Raw genomic sequence first — 21,073 nt, forward strand, 5'->3', positions numbered from 1 at the left:
TCGCATACCCGTCTTTCTAGTGGCCGCCGCTCATGTCAATGGGTCCCTTTGGTCTCGGAGAGAACCAGATCAATGCGGCTGCGAAGGCGAAACAGATGGCAATCGCGGCGAACATATTGAGCGTAGCTAGCATGACGCTCTGGCCCTCGACGATGCTGGTCAACATGGCCGTGGCGGCTTCCCTCGACATGCCGCTTGCCATCATGCCGTCGAGGGTAATCTGCCCTTGCGTCATCGCGCTGGCCAGCTCGGTTTGGTTTTCACGTGTCGCGCTAGCCCAGCCGGTCTGAACTATCGAGGTCGCGAATGCGCCGGCGAGCGTGCGCATGAAGTTCGAGATCCCGGCGGCGTCGGCCTGTTCCTCTGCCTTGACGCTGGCCATGCACAGGCCGGTGACGGGAATGAAGAACATCATTAGGAATGGTCCCGTTAACAGCATGGGCCACGCCATTTGGAGGAAGGTGATGTCGGGCGTGAATCCCACGCGCCATGCGGATATGCCGCCTAGCCCCAACACTCCGATCGATACGATTAACCGAGGGTCAAGCTTTCCGGCGACCTGACCGATAACGGGTGAACTAAGTACCGCGAAGATACCCATGATTCCAGTGGCGTAACCTGCCCATGTGGCGGTGTAGCCCATGTTTTGCTGCAGCCAAAGCGGGATCAGAACAATGCCCGCGAAAAATGCACCGAAGGCAACGGAATAGGTCACGGAAGCAGCGACGAAGCCGCGATGGCGAAACACCTGCAGATTAACGATGGGGTTTTTCTCAGTTAGTTCCCATATCAAGAAGGCGACAAAGCCGATTACTGCAATCACGGCAAGCACGCGGATTTCTGTTGCAGCGAACCAGTCATGGTTGCGGCCTTCATCAAGCATGATTTGGAGAGCACCAACCCACACAATAAGCAGGCCAAGACCCACTACATCAATCGGAGACTGGGTGACCGTTTCCTGCTGGCCTCGCATCAGGTACAGAAGTCCAAGGCCACCGGCGGCAGCAACCGGCACATTGATGAAGAATATCCACTCCCACCCGATGTTATCGGAGATCGTGCCGCCAAGAATGGGGCCGGCGATCGGTGCGACTGTGGTTGTCATCGCCCATATGATTGTCGCGATTGTCGCCTTCTCCGGTGGGAAGATACGCAGCAGAAGAGTCTGCGACAGGGGAATGATCGTGCCACCAGCCAAACCCAGGAATATGCGCCCGGCGACGAGCATGCCAAGCGTGCCCGACAGGCCACACACTAGCGAGAGCACGCCGAAGGCCAGATAAGAGGTAATGAACACACGATAACCACCGAAGCGGCGCATGAGCCACCCGGTAAGCGGCACAGTAATCGCTTCGGCCACTGCGTAGGAGGTGATAACCCAGCTTGCCTGGCTGGACGAGACCCCTAACCCGCCGGCGATATGGGGGATCGAGACGTTGGCGATAGTGGTATCCAGTACGACCAAAAAATTGCCCAGCCCGATCAGGATAGCGGCGAGGATGAGTTTCCCGCCCCTTAATGACCGGGCGGTTGGATTTTCATGCTGAGACATGGAATCAACCATTATCGTCTGGTTCCTCGCAATCAGTTGGAAACGTCGATATCGGCGGTCATAGACAGACCGACACGAAGAGGATGCTCTGCAAGTTGTTTGCGATCGAGTGCAATCCTCACTGGCAGGCGCTGGACGACCTTGATCCAGTTGCCGGTTGCGTTTTGCGCCGGCACTACAGAAAAGGCCGAGCCGGTACCGCCGGAGAAACCGACGACTTTGCCGTCATACTTAACGCTATTACCGTAGAGGTCTGAGGTGAGCTTAACTGACTGGCCAGGCTTAACCTTCCTGAGTTGACCCTCCTTAAAGTTAGCGTCCACATAGCTGGCGTGGATCGGGACCACGACCATCAACATTGCACCAGGCTGCACACGCTGACCAACCTGCACCTGGCGACGGGAGATGATCCCATCAACGGGTGCACGAAGAATGGTGCGTTCGAGGTCGACCTGAGCCTGCTCCCGTGCAGCACGGGCTGCCAGCACCTCGGGATTGGTGTCAGGTGTACTCTTGTCTATAAGTGCCCGGTTGGCGTCACGGTTCCCGATGGCAGTGGCACGATTGGCCGCGGCCTGCGTACGGGCTGCTTCAGCAACTCTCAGACTGGCGAGCGCAGTGCTGTAGGCATTGCGCGCTGTCGTCAACTCTTCGCCTGAGACGGAGCCCGACTCAGCCAAGGCGTTGCGGCGGTCAAGATCGATTTTCGCTCTGGCAAGATCAGCCTGTGCAGAAGAGACCTGCGCCTGGGCGCGCACTTCGTCGGCAGCCCGTGCCGCTATTTGCGCGTCAAGGCCCCCATCGGTGGCAATAAGTCCGCGCACGCGGCGCTCGGTTAACGCCAGTTGCGCTTCGGCGCGTGCTAGCGCGATTCTGGCATCCGTATCATCCAGTCGAATAAGAACGTCGCCCTGCCGCACGGGCACAGCGTCATCCACCAGCACTTCGCGTACAGGACCACCGATCAGTGGCGTCACTTGCGCGATATTGGCCCCAACGTAGGCGTTGTCGGTTTCAGCATGACGGGATGCGACGAAAAGATCATATGCGTAATAGCCACCACCGAGCGTAGCAACGCTCGCCAGCAGGCCCAGAAATAGCCGCTTTCTCTTGGAGTTTTGCGTTCTGCTATCCGCAGCAGTATTGTTTGCAGCGGGAACATCTTGTTCAATGGTGTTGGTGGATTCAGACATGGCTCGGATTTCCTTCATGAGCGATAGCCGCCACCGAGCGCACGGATGAGGGCGATCTTGAGGACAAGGGCGCGGCTTTTCAGAGACGCGACCGTGCGGCGGGTGCTGATGAGGGCGTCTTCGGCAGCCAGCACATCAAGATAGGTCGCAAGGCCGCCACGATAACGATTGCTGGCAACGAACCATGCGGCACTGGCAGCGCGCTCTGCCTCCTGTGCGTGGTCAAGCCGCAGGTCCAGCGCGCGTGTGCTTGTGGCTGCATCTGCCACATCTCGCAGCGCCTGCGTTAATGCGCCGTCATACTGAGCAACGGCCACCTGGTAATCGGCTTCGGCGGCACGGTACTGTCCGCGCAAACGCCCGCCGTCGAAGATCGGCAAACTGATGGCCGGGCCGACTGTTCCAAAATCGGAGCCTGACTCAAACACATTTCCAATGCCGAGAGCCTGCAGGCCAATCAGACCTGTCAGATTGACGTTTGGATAGAAGGCCGCCCTGGCTTCTTTGATCTGGCTCGCAGCAGCTTCTGCCCGGAGCCGTGCGGCAATGATGTCAGGGCGTCGTCCGATTAATTCGGCCGGTAGATTGGCTGGCAGGCCGAAGCTGCCAGTAATGGTCGCGACCGGACGCGATATAGTCAGTCCGCGATCAGGGCCAGCCCCAATCAGTGCTGCAATCCGGTGACGAGTGAGGGATAGGGATTCATTCTGTTCAGCCAGATCGCCCTGAGCTGTGGCGAGTGCTGAACGGGCGCGCTCAACCGCACCTTTATTTTCCAGCCCTTGCTTATTACGACCCTCTATCAGTTCCAGTGTGCGCTTACGCACTTCAATAGCATGTTCGGCGGCATCATGTTCGGCATAATCTCCGGCCAGAACTCCGTAGGCGCTGGCGATGCCTGCTGACACAGCCAGACGAGTGGCCGCAGCTTCGGCACCTGTTGCTTCGGCTTGTGAGCGCGCTGCTGCTAATGCAGCGCGGTTGCGGCCCCAGAAGTCGAGCTCCCAGGTAAGATTGAGGGTTGTCTGACCATAATCACGCCAGCCCTCGGGCAGCCCACTTGCCGGGGAAAGATAGTTGTAGCTTTGCTTGCTCGAACCGACCTCACCATTTGCTGTGACGGCGGGAAACAACCGGCTCCCGGTCTCCTGAACGAGTGCTTCGGCACGGGCAAAACGTGCTGAAGCCACGCGCAAATCGGTCGCTCCCTTCAATCCCTCGGTGATCAGTGCATTGAGCTGGGCGTCGCCAAATTCTTCCCACCAGCGATCCGAGGGCCAAGCCCTCCCGGGTGCGGAAAAGCTTGTTGAACTCGCGAAGCTTTCTGGCCCTGCAGGCACCACGTCATTTTTTTGTGGCATGGGAGCACAGCTGCTTAGCATGAGCACAACCACAAAGGCGGTGACCCCTCCCGACGCCGTGGTCCGCCATCGGAAATTTGACGACACCATAATATGTCTCTTTATAACCATACTGTATGGTCATTTTAGATATATGATCTTGCAGGTGTCAATGCAAAATCGTACAGTGCTGTATGAAAAAAGTGAGGCTTTGAATGAGAGTAAAGACAGACGATCGTCGTAAGGCGATCCTTGATGTGGCAATCGAGATTTTTCGCGAGGTCGGTTATGCGCGCGCCAGCATGGCGATGATCTCAGCGCGAATCGGAGGATCGAAAGGCACCCTGTATGGTTACTTCAAATCCAAGGAAGCGTTATTCGCTGCTGCCATGATGGCAGTTATGGAAAAGCAGGCAGATGAACTCATGGCGCTGCTTGACCTTTCCGAACCGAATGTTTCACTGGCACTTCGGCGTTTTGGTGAGGCCCTGCTTGCTTTGCTGACTTCTGCAGATACGCTTGCCATCATGCGAGCTGCCATTGCCGAAGGGGCAAATTCTACGCTGGGAGCCATTCTCTACGAGATGGGGGCCGGGCGAGCGTGGGAACAAATGACAAACTATATTGCTCGTCAGCAGGAGAATGGTGTGATTCGTCCGGTAGACGCTCGAGTAGCCGCGGCGCATCTAAAGGGTTTGATAGAAATCGGATTTATTGAACCATTGTTATTTGGTGCTCAACCCTGGTTTACACCAAAGGAAGCTGTAGCAACAGCGGTCGATGTGTTCCTTCGGGCTTATGGCAGTGGCAGCAACGACGGAGGACAGTAACCATTGTTCTCGGTCTGACCTTCTCATCGCAAAGCCCAAATTCAGAGCGAAAGAGCACAGGTCACCACCGACAACATGCTGCCCGGAACCTTCGTCACGGTACAGCAGTAGGTGCCGATACCTGTGTCGCTGTAAGACCCGTATTCTCGTGCACCACTGGCGATCCGTGTACCTTGCCGCCCGGGCTAGGCTGGAGTCGTTTCGTTGCTTTAGTCCATGCGATATTGCTGTGGCATTGCTCTTCCATGAACAATCTTGTTTAACCAGAGTCGCCATGCACCGTCATGATCGCCACTGAGTTTCAGTTGGTATTATGTTCGGCAATGGCAGAAAACGGCCATTGCCGGGTTACTGAGACAGGTCTGTAGCTGATTACATGATCAGCACAATCCGCCCGGCAGGCCGCCGGCCGAGTTCTGCGTTCCTGATGACAGTCAGCGCGTCGGTGAACGGAGCTTCCAGTCCAATGGATACATGGATTTTTCCTTCACAGGCCAGTCGGGCTATCTCCCGCAGGTTCCTGAATCCCCCTGTTGCGAACACCATCCGGTAGCGCCCTGAAATAAAGCCGCGCAGCATTCTGCCCGGTGTCGGATTAATGTCGATGAAGCGTCCCCCGGACTTCAGCATCGCCAGGCCATCGGCGACGTCGAGCGTGCCGAGCGTGTCGAACACCGCGTCGTAAGGACCATAAGCGGCGAAGGACGTTTTGTCCACGTAGGTAAAGGCCGGGCGTACACCGGCCAGCTCTACGCTTGCCAGCGAGGCTTCGCCGCAGGCGCCAGAAACCTGCGCTCCATAGGCCTGAGCTAGTTGCAAAGCACTGCTGCCGACCGCGCCGCTGCAGCCGTGAATGAATATCCGCGACTCGCTGCCTGCACACGCTGCGCCCACAATGGCCGCCCAAGCGGTAGCGAATGGAATGGGTAAGCACGCAGCTTCACTGAAAGACAGCGCGGCGGGCTTGGGGGCAACTAGCCTCGCGTCAGCATCGACGACCTCGGCAAACGCACCCTGCCTTTTGATTTCTACTGTGCCGAACACCTCATCGCCCACCCGGACGTCTGTCACGGCGGTGCCAACCTCGTCGACAATGCCTGCAAAGTCAGACCCCATGCCTTGGGGAAACCGGTTGCCAGTCACGAACTTCATGACGCCACGCCGAATCTTCCAGTCGAGGGGGTTGATTGCTGCGGCCTTCACGCGCACGCGGACTCGCCGGGGTTCGAGGGCTGGCAGCGAATATTCTGCAAGCGACATTTTTTCGGGGCCGCCGTAGCGGTTGAACTGGACTCTCTTCATGGATGCCTCGTAATGACAATGGTATTTAGAACGTCACCGCGTCGCGCAGCGCAATAGTGATGTCGATGTCTTTGCCTCTGGCAGCTGTCGGCCTTTCGCAGGAAGCATCCGCTGTCTGCGGCCTGCCCAAAACCGTCGCCATCACCGAGTTCTGCCAGTTGAAATAGGGATTGAAAGTCAGCCGCGCGTGGACTTTTCCCTCCTCACGATGGCCCCAGTCCGAATACCAGACAGGTACGCCTTGCTCGCAGGCCTGCGTGTCTTTTGCACTAAAGCCATTCAGGCAGATACGAATAATTCCGCCTTCGCCATACACGGGGTTGGCCGGGTCAAATGTCAGGCTCATGTGCGAGAACTGACTAATGCGCCATGCGGCGAGCCTGTCGGGACGAATCATAACGCGTTGCTTATCCACCAGACCGTCCGGTGCAACGCCATACCAGATCAGGCGGCTGTCCGGGTGTGTGAAGCGCCGCTGGAAAACGTCTAGCAGATAGCCGGTATCCAGCACGGAGTCATGCCCGGCGACCACCATAAACACCGGCCTGTCATAGGCCCGCTCGCGCAATAGTCGGCGTGCGTTGGCGCTGGTCCGGTAGAATTGTGCGAAACCGTTGGCCGGTATATTGAAGTATTTGACGGCATTCTGCATCGGAACGTTGCCGTCCGGCGTGATGAGCCAGGGCCTGATATGGGCTGCCAGTGGCGCAAGCCAATCGAATGGCATGCTCTTGAACCCTGGCGAAAACAGCACCAGCCCTGCGATTTCTGGATGGGAGTAGGCGTAGTCGAGAACCAGATTGGCGCCCGTGGAGAAGCCCCCCATGTAGACTGGTCCTTCGACATCCTTCTGCAATGCGTTGGCCTGTTCCCACACGACCTGCTGCCATTGCTCTACTGTGGTTTGTAACAGATCCTCAGGGCGGGTCCCGTGTCCGGGGAGAAGCACCGTTCGCACAAGAAACCCTTGCATTGCCAGCGGCTGGCCAAGGTCCCAGAATGACCACGGCGAGTCGCCCAAACCATGCACAAGCAATATTCCCTTTCGGGGACGACTGCCGTTCTCCGACGACGAGGGCCGCCACTCCTGCGGTGTATTCCACGCCAGTTCGACATCGTGATCGGCAAGCTGGAAGCTACGACTTGCCTGTATATGTTGGATCGCTTCTCGTCGATAGTCCTCGAAGCTCACTGCTGCAGCGGGCGGGGCGCTTAGTTTTACGCTTACGCAGCCGGCCAATATGCTCGCTGCGATCACGGCCGTTGCGAGCAGCATAAAACGGCACCTCGGGCGACCCAGAATTCTGCGGCGAACCGGTTTAGGCCAGTTCGGCATGATCTTCATCAGTGAGCCGGATGCCGAGAGCGGCGACATTTTCTTCAAGATGTTTGACCGACCCTGTACCAGGTATGGCCAGCATGACCGGCGAGGACGCCAGCAACCACGCTAGCGCGACTTGGGCTGGCGTAGCACCGTGCCGCTTTGCCGCGCGGGTAAGCCGCCCATCGTCGATCTCGCCCATACCGCCGCCTAGCGGGAAAAATGGGCAGAAGGCGATACCTGATGCTTCGCACGTCAGCAACATGTTCCGATCCTCGCGCTTGCCGATATGGAAGTTGTTTTGCACAGCCACGACCGGAGCGATAGCGCGGGCCTCATTGAAATGCCCGATATCGACATTACTGATGCCGAGGTGGCGAATCAAGCCTTCTTCGCGAAGTGCGGCCAACGCCTCGAAGCGCTCCGCCAGCGACTCACCGTGGGGCACAGTCATCTCACCGATGCGCAGGTACACAAGGTCGAGGCGGTTTACGCCGAGGCTTGCTAGGTTCTCCTCGACAAGCTTGCGCATATCCCCACCCGAAGCGGGCCGGTGGCTGCCGTCTGAATTGAATACAACACCAACCTTAGTTGCGATCACCAAATTGGATGGATAGGGGTGTAGCGCGTCGCGAATGAGCGCATTGGCTCGTACTGTACCATCTGTGCTTTGGTAGAACTCGGCCGTGTCGATCAGGTTGACGCCAAGTTCAACCGCGCGGCTTAGCACTGCGCGGCCGGTCTCCGGATCGCGAGCCGGACCGCGAAAACCATTGCAAGGCAGTCGCATGGCGCCAAAGCCGAGCCTACTGATCGGTAGATCTCCGCCGAGATGGAATTCAAGGGAGGGTGTAGCCGATAAGTCCATGTCATGCTCCGATAAAATTTGAGAGGACCGAAAGGTTCAGCGAGATGCGCATTTACGCGCGCCCAAGCCGGTCTGCAATCCGGTCGAAAATGAGTTCGGTGGCCGTGGCGTAGCCTCCGATCTGGCAGTGCGACTGTGCCGTCGAAGCTTCATCGAATAACAGATACTCTTTGGGGCAATTCAAGGCTTCGAAGAACGGCCTAGCTCCGTGGAAGACCTCGCCGGTGCCGTCCAGCACGAGCGTTTCGCAGGTCACCTGGTCTAGGATAGCCGAGTTGTCATAGGGCTTGAGTGCCTGCACTACATCCTTAATAGAGTTGGGTACGCCATGCTTCCATGCGTAATCGCTTACCAGATTCTGCAACTGCTTAGGAAGCTCGGCCAGCGGCCGGTCGGCGAAACGCTCCAGTTCCGCGATGATCTGACGTCCCCAACTGATATTGCCCGGATCAGTGATGCAGAGCTTGATGCGTTTATCGAACGCAGCCACGCGAGGCACCAGATAGCCGCCGAAGCTCAGGCCCATCAGCGCGATATTGGAGGCGTCTATCTCCGCGAATTTCTCGAGCGCGAAGTCGATCAGCGGGCTGACAACCTTCTCCCAGTCGGGGCGGAATGTCAGGTTGTTCATACGTAGTGCGAAACCCTGCCCAGGACCATCGTAGGTCAGGCAATGGATGCCCCGCTGAAGCGCACCTTCGCAAACCCATCGGGTGTCCTCGGCCCAGGTATCCCTACCCGGTGTGACGATGAGCAGCGGGGCTTTCTCGCCAGCATGAGGTGATCTGTAGAAATAGCCAGGTAGGAAGCTGCCTTCGTAGGGAATTTCGATGCGTTCGGCTGGATAGCCGGACAGAGAGATGTGTCGTTCATAGCACGATGCGCTGGCGATTGCGTACTCCTTCATACGCTTATCTTCGAAGTCGCTGAAGTACAGCAAAGCACAGCGCCAGTACGTCGAAGCGCGAAGGTAGGCGCTGGCCGCAGTGATGGACCTGCCATTTCTGTCCGCATCTTCGGCCCTGTCTTGCAACCGGGTTGCCAGCGCGGCCCAGGCACTGACCCAGGCCTCTTCGTCGCTGCCCCTGAGCTGGTGCACCACATCCATGACCTCGCCGAAGTCGGTCATGCCATAGGGCATTAAGCCTAGTATGTGCTTGACCAGCGCATCAAGCAGCACGTTGTCGTTGAAAAAACTCGGTTGTGCCCAGTGTTTTTTTTGGGGGCTGGCAACTTTTTCATTGACCGCATTCTTTTTGGCCTGCTCTTTACCAGTCTGACTAATTTGTGTATTCATACGTTTCTACCTCGATCCTTTCTACTGGTTGCTACGTGGTTAAAAAACGTGTCATTTCTTACAGTTCTAGTCCGTACGCCCACCCGCTGATGCGCCGTGAAGAAAGATTTGTACTGCATGACCAACGATTTCCTCAATCTCGGCATCGGACAATGATGGTGATCGAAGTCCTGATGCAACATGAAGCTTAGTGTTAGCGGCCACCAGACTGACAAAATGTTCCGCCAGCGCTTTGGCGGGGACGTCGTGGCCTAATCCTTTTCCCGGCTGCTGTTGCGCGGCAATCCAGACAGAAAGAATTTGAATGGCTTTGCCGTAGCTAACGTCCCACATAGCCCTGGCAACGTCTGGAAAGCGCCGGCCTTCATTGACCAGAAGTCGATGCAAAGCCAGTGTGCGCGGAGACAGGGCGGATCTCAGCAGTTGCTGGCCGAGAACTGGGAGTACCTTACTTGGCTCTCCATCCGCGATGTGCAGTTGCTCTAGCGGCTTGGCAACCTCGGTACATAGGTCGATCATTGCATGCCTGAAAAGACCTTCTTTGCCTCCAAAGTGGCTGTAAATGGTGCTTCGTGACCCGCCAACACGTGCAATCAAGTCATCAACAGCGACTGCATCAAAGCCCCGTTCAAGGAACAACTCGCTGGCGGCATCAGTCAGGTCACGGACTCGTTGGGCTCCTCTGGCAGTCCTGTGCATAGGGGGTGAGGTTCTTTCGTTAGCTAACATTTCATTATTCCAGTCTGAATATTAATATGTACTGTACTATACGGTACATATGGTAAAACGCAAGATTTGAGAAGAAATAAGAGCGCAATTAGACGGTCAGGCAGTGAATGCAATGTCTCACATAAAATCCATCAACTTTCGGGCCACAGCTTTAATGGCGACCTGAGGTTTATTTCCCTTTGCAAAAGGATATTTCACCGGGAATATAGCTGGTGTTGGGCTTCCTGTGGAATGTTTATTGCCCCTTGAGATGTAAGTGAAGCCGTAGTTACTCAGTGTTCTTGACACATACCAAGGCCACAACCTTACATTGCTGAATGGCGTGCGTCTGATGCGTGCTGACGGCGCGCTGGGGCGTACCCCCGTGTTGTATGAACCAGGCATTGTTATTGTCTGTCAGGGGCACAAAAGAGGTTACCTGGCCGACAGGGTTTACCACTACGACACATTGCACTACCTGGTGCTGTCAGTACCTCTGCCATTTTCAAGCGAGACAGATGCCAGTCCGGCAGAGCCTTTGCTTGCTGTGACCATTCATCTGGATATGACAGCTGTGGTAGACTTGGTTATGGCTGTCGATCACCATGCCACTGCATCAGGTTCACCCGTTGGCATTGTCTCCACACCACTTGACAACACGCTGGCAGATACGACAGTTCGTCTTCTGAAGGTATTATTTTCACCACTTGAAGCGCGGGTTCTGGGGCCGGGGATTGTGCGAGAGCTCATTTTTCGTGTTCTGCTGGGTGAACAGGGCGGAGCCATTCGTGCTGCGCTGGCCTGTCATGGCAACTTTGGACGTATTGCGCGTACGTTACGGCGTATCCACCTCGATTACGCCCGGCCACTGGATGTGGTTTCACTTGCGCACGAAGCTGGCCTGAGCGTTCCGGCTTTTCATGCACATTTCAAAGCCGTTGCGGCGACTTCTCCCATCCAGTACATCAAGTCAGTGCGTCTTCATCAGGCGCGACTGATGATGATACGGGACAACGTTACTGCAGCAGGGGCAGCAGCGCGGGACGGCTACGAAAGTGCGTCGCAGTTCAATCGGGAGTTCAAAAGACTGTTTGGTCGCAGCCCCGGAGAGGAGACGCGTAAAATGCGCACAGCATTCGCACTGATGGAACCTGCGCAACTCGAAGCAGCGACGGCGACACACTAATCTGCAACTGTCGATATTCATGCGCAAATGTTCACTGTAAATGTCCTGTAGAGAACCTCCGTAAAGAGGCTATAGTCTTTTTCAAAAGAAAATACCTTACAGGAGCCATTACTCCTTCGCAGTCATGGGATTTAAACTAAAAAAACCATATCAATTGACGCCGATATGGGGTTGATTTGTTACGCCAGATAGTTCATGAACTATCTGGCGTAATGCTTTATTTTCTGATAAGAAAATATGGTGGAACGTAGGCTTCACGGCATATATCCAGATAATCGGACCACCACTGCATCATCGCCTTGCGGGCTTCCAGATGTTCTGCCTTGTGAATATAAGCCATGCGCACGGTATTGCGCTCCTGATGACTCATCTGGCGTTCTACTGCGTCCTTTGACCATAAACCCGATTCCATCAGCGCACTGCATGCCATCGCCCGAAAGCCGTGGCCACAGATATCCTTTTTTGTGTCGTAGCCCATCACCCGCAATGCCTTGTTAACCGTGTTTTCACACATTGGCTTATACGGGTTATGGTCGCCGGGGAAGACCAGTTCATTATTACCGGTGATATCTTTAATCTGTTTCAGAATGGCGATGACATGTTCTGAGAGGGGGACGATATGCGGCATTCGCATTTTGGCCCCGCGCCCGGAATAACGCACGCCAATAATGGGTTCTCGCGTCGCGGGTATCGTCCAGACCCGGTTTGTGAAATCAATCTCTGACCAGCGGGCGAAACGCAGTTCACTGGAGCGAATGAACACATGCAGCATCAGCAGGACGGCAAGCCGGGTAAGTTCGCGGCCCTGATGATATGCCTCAATACGTTCAAGCAGTTCAGGCAGCCGCTCCAGTGGCAGGGCAGGATAGTGCCGTCTGACAGGAGGTGTGGTCACGCCGCCAAGGTTTGCTGCCGGGTTCGTATCGATTAACCCCTGATGGACCGCATGGCGCATTATGTTACTCAGGTGCTGCCGCGTGCGGGACGCAACTTCCAGCAGACCTTTTTCCTCGATCCCTTTCAGCAGGTCAATGAAATGACGGGGTTTAAGTTCTGATACAGGCAGGTTCCCGATGACCGGAAAGATGTGATTGTTCAGGCTGGCAAGCAGACGGTCAGCGGTGTTCTGCGACCATTTCCGGTTACTTTTATGCCACGCCAGCGCCACGTTTTTAAAAACTTTATCCGGTGTTCGTGAGTCACGTTCAGCAGCCCGCTGCTGTACCGGGTTGATGTTCAGCGCCAGCATTTTACGGACACCTTCACGCTGCTGTCGCGCCTCAGACAGGGAGATGGCAGGATAGGCACCCAGCGCAATGCGGGATTCTTTACCGTTAATACGGTACTTGAGATACCAGTGACGTGAGCCACCCGGCTTGACCAGCAGATACAGACCGTGGGAATCGGATACTTTAAAGGGTTTATCAGAAGGCTTGAGAGTGCGGATTTTCGCGTCGGTAAGGAACATATGGGGGTCACTCCATTATCGAACTAACCTGACCCCAGATTTGACCACCAATTTTTCCCGATGCGGAGGGTAAAATCAAAATGCACCGGGAAGACTTTTCACGCTAACCTGTTGAACCAACATCATATAATGATTCGCAAGGATGCATGAAAACAGGAAATTGGCTCCTCTGACTGGACTCGAACCAGTGACATACGGATTAACAGTCCGCCGTTCTACCGACTGAACTACAGAGGAATCGTTTGGAACGGGGCGCATATTATCGGGCAGGCTGTGGCTTGTCAAAGCTCTTTTTCACAATTTTTTCTGACTGCTGAATAAAGCGTCAATTGCCCGACGCGGGCCCGCGCGATGGCGCGAATTAGCGCCAGCACTGCGCCTGATTGTGAGAGATGTCACCAATGCTATGCAAAATTACATTCTGATTTGTCGCTTCTGTCAGATACCTCGCATGTATGATCACAGATATTTCATTTCGCCGTTGTCGCCGCCCAAAACGAAACATATATTCCGTGAAACTCTTCCCCGTGAACCGCAGGTGCAGCATGAACAAAGTCAGAATCGGTATGATTGGCAGTGGATATATTGGGCGTTGTCACGCGATTGCCTATGCGCAGGCACCCACGGTGTTCGCCCTGAAGGGTGAGATTGTGCGTGAGATGCTGGCAGAGGTGAATCCGGTGCTGGCGGCGCAGCAGGCGGCAACGTTTGGCTTTGCCCGTTCGACGGGCGACTGGCGCGAGCTGGTGCGCGATCCGCACATCGACGTGGTCGATATCTGCGCGCCCAATTTCCTGCACAAAGAGATGGCGCTGGAGGCGATTCGCCACGGCAAGCACGTCTACTCCGAAAAGCCACTGTCGCTCTCGGTGGCCGATGCCGAAGAGATGGTGCAGGCGGCAGAGCAGGCGGGGGTGAAAACCCTGGTAGGCTTCAACTACATGAAAAACCCCACCAGCCAGCTGGCACGGGAGATTATCGCGCGCGGTGAGATCGGCGAAGTGGTGCACTTTTACGGCACCCATAACGAAGATTACCTGGCGCGCGCGGAGACGCCGCTCGACTGGCACTGCCAGAAAGCGCTGGCCGGTCTCGGCGCGCTTGGCGATCTGGCGGCGCATATCGTCAACATGGCGCACTATCTGGTCGGTGATATTGATGAGGTGAGCGGTGACATGATGACGGTGATCAAACAGCGACCGGATCCGAAGGCGCCGTCACGTCTGCTGCCGGTGGAAAACGAAGATCAGGCCAGCGCGCTGCTGCGCTTTAAAAATGGTGCGCACGGCGTGATTGAAACCTCGCGTATCGCCTGCGGCAGCAAGATGGGGCTGACTTATGTGGTGACCGGCACCAAAGGCACGCTGCGCTACACGCAGGAGCGCATGGCTGAGCTGGAACTGTATCTGCACGACGATCCGGCCGGTCGCCAGGGCTTTAAAACCATTCTCACCGGTCCGGCGCACCCCGATTACGCCAGCTTCTGCGTCTCGGCCGGCCACGGCATCGGTTTTAACGATCAGAAAACGGTCGAGATTCGCGATCTGATCAACGGCATTGCCGCCGGCGATCGCATGTGGCCGGATTTTGCCGAAGGGCTGCAGGTGCAGAAGGTGCTGGAAGCGGTGGCGATTTCCGCCGTGGAGCGCCGCTGGATGAAGGTGTGATGCAGAGCGTCAGCCGCAGACGCACGTGACCGGTCGCCATCAATGGCGACCCTACACGGTGCGTGCAGGGATGGCGAGCCTCACAGGGTGCGCATTTATGCGCACCGGGATAATGCAGGAATTTTCCAATGATTACGCCAGCAACGCACACTGCGGTGGCAGGCGGCAGCTCAACGCACCGGGCTGCACCTCAATCACAAACTCGCTGCCGGACAGCGGCTCGCCGTCGAGGTTAAAGGTCATCTCATGCGGTGAACGGATGGTCAGCGACGTCAGCTGTGCCGCGACAATGTTCGGGTTTTCGTCGTCGCGCGTCAGCGAGTGCAGCAACGTTGGCAGCAGCTCCTGGGCGGTTACGATGCTGAGATTGAGCTGTCCGTCATTGATCAGCGCTTCCGGACATAACCGCTGCCCGCCACCGGCCTGACGGCCATTGCCAATGCCAATCACCAGCGCGTCACCCTGCCAGTGAAAGCCCGGTCCGCTGATTTCGCAGCTGTCCGGCTTCAGCGCATCAACGCGCATCAGGCCATGGATAAAATAGGAGACGCCGCCCAGCGCCGATTTCAGTTTCTCCGGCGTTTCCGTCGTGATGCGCGTGCCAAAACCGCCGGTCGCCATGTTGATGAAGTAACGGTCGCCGTTCACCCGCGCCAGATCGATGGCCGTGGCTTTGCCCAGTACCGCCAGCCGCAGTGCCGCTTCCATTTCTGCCGGGATACCGGCGCTGGTAGCAAAATCGTTGGCAGTGCCAAGCGGTAAAATCCCCAGCACCGGCCGCTGCGCTGGCGGCAGGGCGGCCAGCGCGGTGGCAATCTCATTGATGGTGCCATCGCCGCCGCCAGCCACCACGGTCTCCGCCTGCAGCTGCAGCGCTTCCTGCACGTAGCGGTCACCGTCGCCTTTTTCCCAGGTCACGCGCACCGCCAGGTTAAAGCCTTCGTCGCGCAGGGTATTCACGGCGGCACGCAACTCTTCATTGCCTGCGCCTTTTCCATTCAGAATCAGCAAAGTGAGGGGTTTATTTTGCATTATCGCTTCCCTGATGAGTAAGACAGAGCTGTGGTTATAGCATAGCTGCGGCGGGAACTTTATCGGCGAACGATGAAAAAAGAAAACCCGCACGGGGGAGCCGGGCGGGTGAATGAGGTGGTTCCTGGTACTACCTGCTGTTTGTTGTTACTCGTTAGCAGCAGGCGCGATTCTAAAGCGCGGCGAAGCGGCGGTCTGTGATCCTGTTCTAACTTCGCCGTTTTCTTTTCATTTAGTGCGATTTTTACCGTGCGGATCGTAAGTGCTGTTACCGTCGGTAAAATTGCGCAGCAGCAGCGCATAGGCCAGATCGACTCCCTCCGGCACGCTAATCCAGACGCGATGACCATCTCCCGGCGCCACCTCAACCGCGGCACCCTTGTCATTCTGCATCGCCTGCAGCGTGCAGTTGAGATTGCCGTCCGGCGTCATGATCTCTACGCTATCGCCCAGCATGAACTTGTTCTTCACCGCCACCTGCGCCCATGTACCGCGCCGCTCACCGGTAAATTCACCGACAAACTGCTGACGCTCCGAAATGGAAAAACCCTGCTCGTAGTTTTGATAGCTGTCATGGGTGTGGCGACGCAAAAAACCTTCGGTATAGCCGCGGTGCGCCAGCCCTTCCAGCGTCTCCAGCAGTGCCGGATCGAAAGGTTTGCCGGCGGCCGCATCGTCGATTGCGCGGCGGTACACCTGCGCGGTGCGCGCGCAGTAGTAGAACGATTTGGTGCGGCCCTCAATTTTCAGCGAATGCACGCCCATCTGGCTCAGGCGTTCGACGTGCGCCACCGCGCGCAGATCTTTCGAGTTCATGATGTAGGTGCCGTGCTCATCTTCGAACGCGCTCATCACCTCGCCTGGCTTCATCTTCTCTTCCAGCAGGAATACCCGGTCGGTGGGCTGACCGACGCCGAGCGTCGCGGGCTGCACCGCAACCGGCTGATGGAAGCCAACAATGTTGCCGACCTCATCCTGCTGGCCTTCGGCCACGTTATATTCCCAGCGGCAGGCGTTGGTACAGGTGCCCTGATTGGGATCGCGCTTATTCAGATAGCCAGAGAGCAGGCAGCGGCCGGAGTAGGCCATGCACAGCGCGCCGTGAACAAAGATTTCAATCTCCATCTCCGGCACCTGCTGGCGAATTTCAGCGATCTCCTCCAGCGACAGCTCGCGCGACAGAATCACGCGCGTCAGCCCCATCTGCTGCCAGAACTTCACCGTGGCCCAGTTCACCGCGTTAGCCTGCACCGACAGGTGAATTGGCATCTGCGGGAAGGCGTCGCGCACCAGCATGATCAGGCCGGGATCGGACATGATCAGCGCATCCGGCTGCATCTCAACCACCGGCGTCAGATCGCGGATAAAGGTTTTCAGCTTGGCGTTGTGCGGGGCAATGTTTACCACCACGTAAAACTTCTTGCCGAGCGCGTGCGCTTCGCTGATGCCTTTAGCGAGGTTTTCATGGGTGAATTGGTTATTGCGCACGCGCAGGCTGTAGCGCGGCTGGCCGGCATACACCGCGTCGGCGCCGTAGGCAAAGGCATAACGCATATTTTTCAGCGTGCCTGCCGGCGAAAGCAGTTCGGGTTTAAGCATGGGGCGTTCTCACTGATGTCAGGTCAGCATGCCATCACGGATGGCACGTGCAGCGGCCGCGTCAGGCGGCCCTGCAAAAGGTGGGGAATTGTAGGCAGGGCGACTCCCGATGTAAATTGACCTGGATCAATCTAAGCGGTTACAGCAGGCGGCCCACATCCGCTTCCCAGCGATATCCCATGCCGTACACAGCGCGAATAAACGGCTGTTCGGCATCAAGGTTCTCCAGCTTGCGCCGCAGGTTCTTGATGTGGCTGTCAATGGTGCGATCGGTGACCACGCGATAGTCGTCATACAGATGGTTCAGCAGTTGCTCGCGCGAAAACACTTTGCCCGGCTCCAGCGCCAGGGTTTTCAGCAGGCGGAACTCGGCGGGCGTCAGCTCCAGCGGCTGTTCGCGCCAGCTGGCCTGAAAACGCCCTTCGTCGATCAGCAGATGCGAGGCCAGCTGCGCCTCTTCTGGTGAACGTTTCACCCGGCGCAGAATGGTTTTCACCCGCGCCACCACTTCACGCGGGCTGAAGGGTTTGCAGATATAGTCGTCAGCGCCAATCTCCAGCCCGAGCAGGCGATCAATCTCTTCCGTGCGTGCGGTCACCATGATAATCGGCAGCTCGGAGAAGCGGCGGATTTCCCGACACAGCGTCAGGCCGTCACGGCCCGGCAGCATCAAATCCAGCAGCATCAGGTCTGGCGGCGTTTGTTGCACATAACTCAGTACCGCGTTGCCATCGGCGAGATGGTGCGTGCGGTAGTTTGACGCCTGCAGATAATCAATCATCAGCTGCGCCAGTTTGGGTTCGTCTTCCACAACAAGAATCAGGGGATCGCTATTTTCCGTGCTCATAAAGGGTGTCTAGTGAGGAACATACGGCAAGTTTAGCGTGATTTTCAGCCCACCTAAATCAGAGTCGGCCGCATTAATGCTGCCGTCATGCGCCTCAACAATATTCTTGCAGATCGCCAGACCGAGCCCGGAGCCGCCGCTGGCGCGATTGCGCGAGCTTTCGGCGCGGAAGAAGCGCTCAAACAGCTGTGCCTGCTGCTGGCGCTCGACGCCCGGTGCGCTGTCGGCAAACTGCAGCTGCCACTGCTCGCCGCTGAGCTGCATACTGAGCTGCACCGTGCCGCCGGCATCGGTGTAGCGCAGGCTGTTTTCCAGCAGGTTAGTAAACAGCTGCATCAGCCGGTCCGGATCGCCAAAGCTGCTGGCCTGTGCCGGCAGCATCAGGCTGAGCGTCAACCCCCGGCTGCGATAGCGTTCGCCAAAACTGCCCGCCACCACCTCCAGCAGACTGACCAGATCCACTGGCTGTTTGCGGTAGGCGAGGGCACCCGCGTCGGAGAGCGACAGCTGGTGCAGGTCTTCCACCAGCTGGGTCAGCAGCGCGACTTCACTCTGCAGCGAACTAATGGCGTCGGGCGTCAGCTTGCGCACGCCATCCTGCATCGCCTCCAGTTCACCGCGCAAAATCGCCAGCGGCGTACGTAGCTCATGGGAAATATCGGCCATAAAGGCGCGCCGGTTGCTCTCATTTTTCTCCAGCGAGCGCGCCAGCTGGTTGAAGTCGCGCGCCAGCTGACCAATTTCGTCGCTGCTGCCGACCTCCACCCGGGTGGTAAATTTGCCCGCCGCCAGCTGATGGGTGCCGTCCACCAGCCGTTTCACCGGCGCCAGCAGGCCGCGCGCCAGCAGCCAGGTGACCAGCGCGGCCAGCAGCGTGGTGAGGCCGACAATCAGCCAGCTGGTCTGGCGCTGCTGATGGTCAAAGTTGATGTCGGTGCTGCGCGTCAGCCGCTCGGCGGGCGAGGCAATCACCCAGCCAACAATCTTGCCGTTACTGGTGGTGATATTGCGGCGCGAGCCTTCCGGCGGCACCGGCGAGCGCGGGCCGGACAATATTTTGTACTGCTGATCGATAATCCAGAACTGGGTGCGCCAGCCGTGCGGCGGCAGCTGCGTGCCGCTGCCGGGATTCTGTTCCAGCGAGCGCAGAATGGTGAAAATCAGCCGGTCGTTGTTACGCAAAAAATCCCAGCTACCGTGCTGTTCGTATTGATCGGCCAGCGCATCGCTCAGCAGCGTCAGGCGCTGCTCGTTGCCCTTTTTGATGTAATCGACAAAGCCATGCTCAAAGCTGAGGCGCACGCCCCAGTGCATGGTGATGATCACCAGCATGCAGGTGGAAAAAATCGCCATGAACAGTTTGGCGCTGATGCCGAGTTTTACCGGCTGCTTCATCCTTTTCTCCTGCCTCTCAGGTCCACGTTTTTACTCACATCGGCGGGTACGCGCCAGAACACCAGTGCCGGCAGCGCAATCACCAGCGCCATGCACAAATAGGTGTACATAAAGGTTTGATGGGTCGCGGCGCTGTCGCTCACCGCGCCATGGCCGAAAGCGCCGAGCAGCAGACCGGCCACGGTGACGCCGATACTCATCGACAGCTGCATGATCATCGACAGCAGGCTGTTGCCGCTCGAGGCCAGCTCGTCAGGCAGCTCTTTCAGCGTCAGGGTATTCATGGACGAAAAGCGGATGGCATTGACCATGCCCTGCAACAGCAGCACCACGGGCAGCAGCCAGATCCAGCCGAGCAGCGCCACCACGGGAAACAGCAGCACCACCAGCGCCAGCGCCAGCGTGCCGCCCACCAGCGCGTTACGATAGCCAAACAGGTTCACGATGCGCACCACCACGCGTTTGATGCCCATGTTGCCCAGCACCATCGGGATCATCATCAGCCCGGCGTGGAACGGGCTAAAGCCGAGACCCACCTGCAGAAAAATCGGCGTCATAAACGGCAGCATGCCGCTGCCGATGCGGCCGGTAAAGCTGCCGAGCAGGCCGATGGCGTAAATACGGTTATCAAACAGCTTCAGGCTAAACAGCGCGTTATCGTTGTTGCGACCGTGCATCAGGTAGAACAGCAGGGAAAACACCCCCAGCAGAATCAGCAGGCACAGCAGCAGCGGTGAGCCGCCGGCGCTGCGCTGGCCGTCGAGCGCCAGCGTCAGCGTAGCCATGCCCACCGCCAGCAGCACAAAACCGAGGAAGTCAAAGCGTCGCGTCTGCATGGTGTAGTTCGGCATCAGCAGCAGCGTGGCGATGGCACCGATAATGCCGACCGGAATGTTGATCAGGAAGATCCAGTGCCAGCTGGCATACTCCACCAGAATGCCGCCCAGCGCCGGGCCGAGCAGCGGGCCAATCTGGCCGGGCAGGGTGACAAAGGTCATGGCTGACATGTACTGCTCACGCGGCACGATTTTCATCACCGTCAGCCGGCCGACCGGCACCATCATCGCGCCGCCAATGCCCTGGACCACGCGCGCCATCACCAGCTGGTCAAGTGACGTGGCGAAGGCACACAGCAGCGAACCGAGGCTGAACAGCACGATGGCGCAGAAGAAGATGTTGCGCACGCCAAAGCGGTCCGCCAGCCAGCCGCTGAGCGGCAGCGTGACCGCCACGGTGAGCACGTAGGAGACAATCACCGAGTGCATATGCAGCGGGCTGACGTTGAGATCGTGGGCCATCGCCGGTATCGCGGTGTTCACAATGGTGGTATCCAGCGTCTGCATAAAAAAGCCGAAGGCCACAATCCACAGTTGCCAGCGGACGGTGGCGGTTTGTGCGTTCATGGTCATCCCGTGTTAACAGTTTCATCAGCCGCAGGTCGCGTAGCGGCGCGATTTATCGCGCGTTG

General features: G+C 57.4%; 17 protein-coding genes and 1 tRNA gene. 3 read left to right on the forward strand and 15 right to left on the reverse strand.

Annotated elements, in window-relative coordinates; translation table 11 throughout:
* Positions 1-16 precede the first annotated feature (16 nt).
* The 3 genes from C1Y42_RS07445 to C1Y42_RS07455 are packed head-to-tail and all read right to left on the reverse strand — an operon-like array spanning position 17 to position 4,217.
* A complete protein-coding gene (locus tag C1Y42_RS07445) occupies positions 17-1,564 on the reverse strand; it encodes a DHA2 family efflux MFS transporter permease subunit (RefSeq protein WP_104093108.1) in 1,548 nt (515 codons plus the stop codon).
* 20 nt (positions 1,565-1,584) lie between these two features.
* Positions 1,585-2,745 carry an HlyD family efflux transporter periplasmic adaptor subunit gene (locus C1Y42_RS07450; protein ID WP_047727081.1) on the reverse strand — a complete coding sequence of 387 codons (1,161 nt, stop codon included), beginning with the start codon at positions 2,743-2,745 and terminating at the stop codon, positions 1,585-1,587.
* Positions 2,746-2,759: 14 nt separating this feature from the next.
* Positions 2,760-4,217 (reverse strand): efflux transporter outer membrane subunit, encoded by a 1,458-nt coding sequence (locus C1Y42_RS07455; protein ID WP_341843858.1) that lies wholly within the window; start codon positions 4,215-4,217, stop codon positions 2,760-2,762.
* 83 nt (positions 4,218-4,300) lie between these two features.
* Here C1Y42_RS07455 and C1Y42_RS07460 point away from each other — a divergent pair, with 83 nt between their 5' ends.
* Positions 4,301-4,915 (forward strand): TetR/AcrR family transcriptional regulator, encoded by a 615-nt coding sequence (locus tag C1Y42_RS07460; RefSeq protein ID WP_047727083.1) that lies wholly within the window; start codon positions 4,301-4,303, stop codon positions 4,913-4,915.
* Positions 4,916-5,287: 372 nt separating this feature from the next.
* On the opposite strand, the gene C1Y42_RS07465 is transcribed toward C1Y42_RS07460, so the two are convergent.
* The 5 genes from C1Y42_RS07465 to C1Y42_RS07485 all read right to left on the reverse strand — a co-directional run bounded on the left by C1Y42_RS07465 (position 5,288) and on the right by C1Y42_RS07485 (position 10,432).
* A complete protein-coding gene (locus C1Y42_RS07465) occupies positions 5,288-6,217 on the reverse strand; it encodes an NAD(P)-dependent alcohol dehydrogenase (protein ID WP_047727084.1) in 930 nt (309 codons plus the stop codon).
* A 25-nt stretch (positions 6,218-6,242) separates the two neighbouring features.
* Positions 6,243-7,493, reverse strand: coding sequence for a carboxylesterase (locus tag C1Y42_RS07470; RefSeq protein ID WP_199188968.1), 1,251 nt, complete (start codon positions 7,491-7,493; stop codon positions 6,243-6,245).
* A 43-nt stretch (positions 7,494-7,536) separates the two neighbouring features.
* Positions 7,537-8,406 carry an aldo/keto reductase gene (locus C1Y42_RS07475; RefSeq protein WP_047727086.1) on the reverse strand — a complete coding sequence of 290 codons (870 nt, stop codon included), beginning with the start codon at positions 8,404-8,406 and terminating at the stop codon, positions 7,537-7,539.
* Between the two features lie 52 nt (positions 8,407-8,458).
* Positions 8,459-9,703 (reverse strand): S9 family peptidase, encoded by a 1,245-nt coding sequence (locus tag C1Y42_RS07480; protein ID WP_146068789.1) that lies wholly within the window; start codon positions 9,701-9,703, stop codon positions 8,459-8,461.
* A 66-nt stretch (positions 9,704-9,769) separates the two neighbouring features.
* The gene (locus C1Y42_RS07485; RefSeq protein WP_052949064.1) at positions 9,770-10,432 is read right to left on the reverse strand and encodes a TetR/AcrR family transcriptional regulator; all 663 of its coding nucleotides are present in this window, start codon (positions 10,430-10,432) and stop codon (positions 9,770-9,772) included.
* A 310-nt stretch (positions 10,433-10,742) separates the two neighbouring features.
* Between C1Y42_RS07485 and C1Y42_RS07490 the strand changes: the two genes are divergently transcribed.
* Complete coding sequence (locus C1Y42_RS07490) at positions 10,743-11,597, forward strand: AraC family transcriptional regulator (protein ID WP_104093109.1); 855 nt, start codon at positions 10,743-10,745, stop codon at positions 11,595-11,597.
* A 217-nt stretch (positions 11,598-11,814) separates the two neighbouring features.
* On the opposite strand, the gene C1Y42_RS07495 is transcribed toward C1Y42_RS07490, so the two are convergent.
* Both C1Y42_RS07495 and C1Y42_RS07500 read right to left on the reverse strand, forming a co-directional pair.
* Entirely contained in the window at positions 11,815-13,065 is a 1,251-nt protein-coding gene (locus tag C1Y42_RS07495) for an integrase arm-type DNA-binding domain-containing protein (protein WP_047727089.1), read from the reverse strand.
* Positions 13,066-13,226: 161 nt separating this feature from the next.
* Positions 13,227-13,302, reverse strand: a tRNA-Asn gene (locus C1Y42_RS07500).
* A gap of 308 nt (positions 13,303-13,610) precedes the next feature.
* Here C1Y42_RS07500 and C1Y42_RS07505 point away from each other — a divergent pair.
* Entirely contained in the window at positions 13,611-14,732 is a 1,122-nt protein-coding gene (locus C1Y42_RS07505; RefSeq protein ID WP_104093110.1) for a Gfo/Idh/MocA family protein, read from the forward strand.
* A 132-nt stretch (positions 14,733-14,864) separates the two neighbouring features.
* Here the strand turns inward: C1Y42_RS07505 and yegS are convergent, their stop codons facing one another.
* From yegS to mdtD, 5 genes are all read right to left on the reverse strand, one after another.
* Positions 14,865-15,764, reverse strand: coding sequence for a lipid kinase YegS (gene yegS / locus C1Y42_RS07510; RefSeq protein ID WP_058757280.1), 900 nt, complete (start codon positions 15,762-15,764; stop codon positions 14,865-14,867).
* 228 nt (positions 15,765-15,992) lie between these two features.
* The gene (gene yegQ / locus C1Y42_RS07515; RefSeq protein ID WP_104093111.1) at positions 15,993-17,363 is read right to left on the reverse strand and encodes a tRNA 5-hydroxyuridine modification protein YegQ; all 1,371 of its coding nucleotides are present in this window, start codon (positions 17,361-17,363) and stop codon (positions 15,993-15,995) included.
* 139 nt (positions 17,364-17,502) lie between these two features.
* Entirely contained in the window at positions 17,503-18,210 is a 708-nt protein-coding gene (gene baeR / locus C1Y42_RS07520) for a two-component system response regulator BaeR (protein WP_031280058.1), read from the reverse strand.
* Positions 18,211-18,219: 9 nt separating this feature from the next.
* Positions 18,220-19,605, reverse strand: coding sequence for a two-component system sensor histidine kinase BaeS (gene baeS / locus C1Y42_RS07525; protein WP_058757282.1), 1,386 nt, complete (start codon positions 19,603-19,605; stop codon positions 18,220-18,222).
* Entirely contained in the window at positions 19,602-21,008 is a 1,407-nt protein-coding gene (gene mdtD / locus C1Y42_RS07530) for a multidrug transporter subunit MdtD (RefSeq protein ID WP_031280060.1), read from the reverse strand. Before mdtD ends, baeS begins: the two co-directional genes overlap by 4 nt.
* Between the last annotated feature and the right edge of the window lie 65 nt (positions 21,009-21,073).

The sequence above is a fragment of the Pantoea sp. ICBG 985 genome, from assembly GCF_002928365.1.
GTDB classification, from domain to species: domain Bacteria; phylum Pseudomonadota; class Gammaproteobacteria; order Enterobacterales; family Enterobacteriaceae; genus Pantoea; species Pantoea dispersa.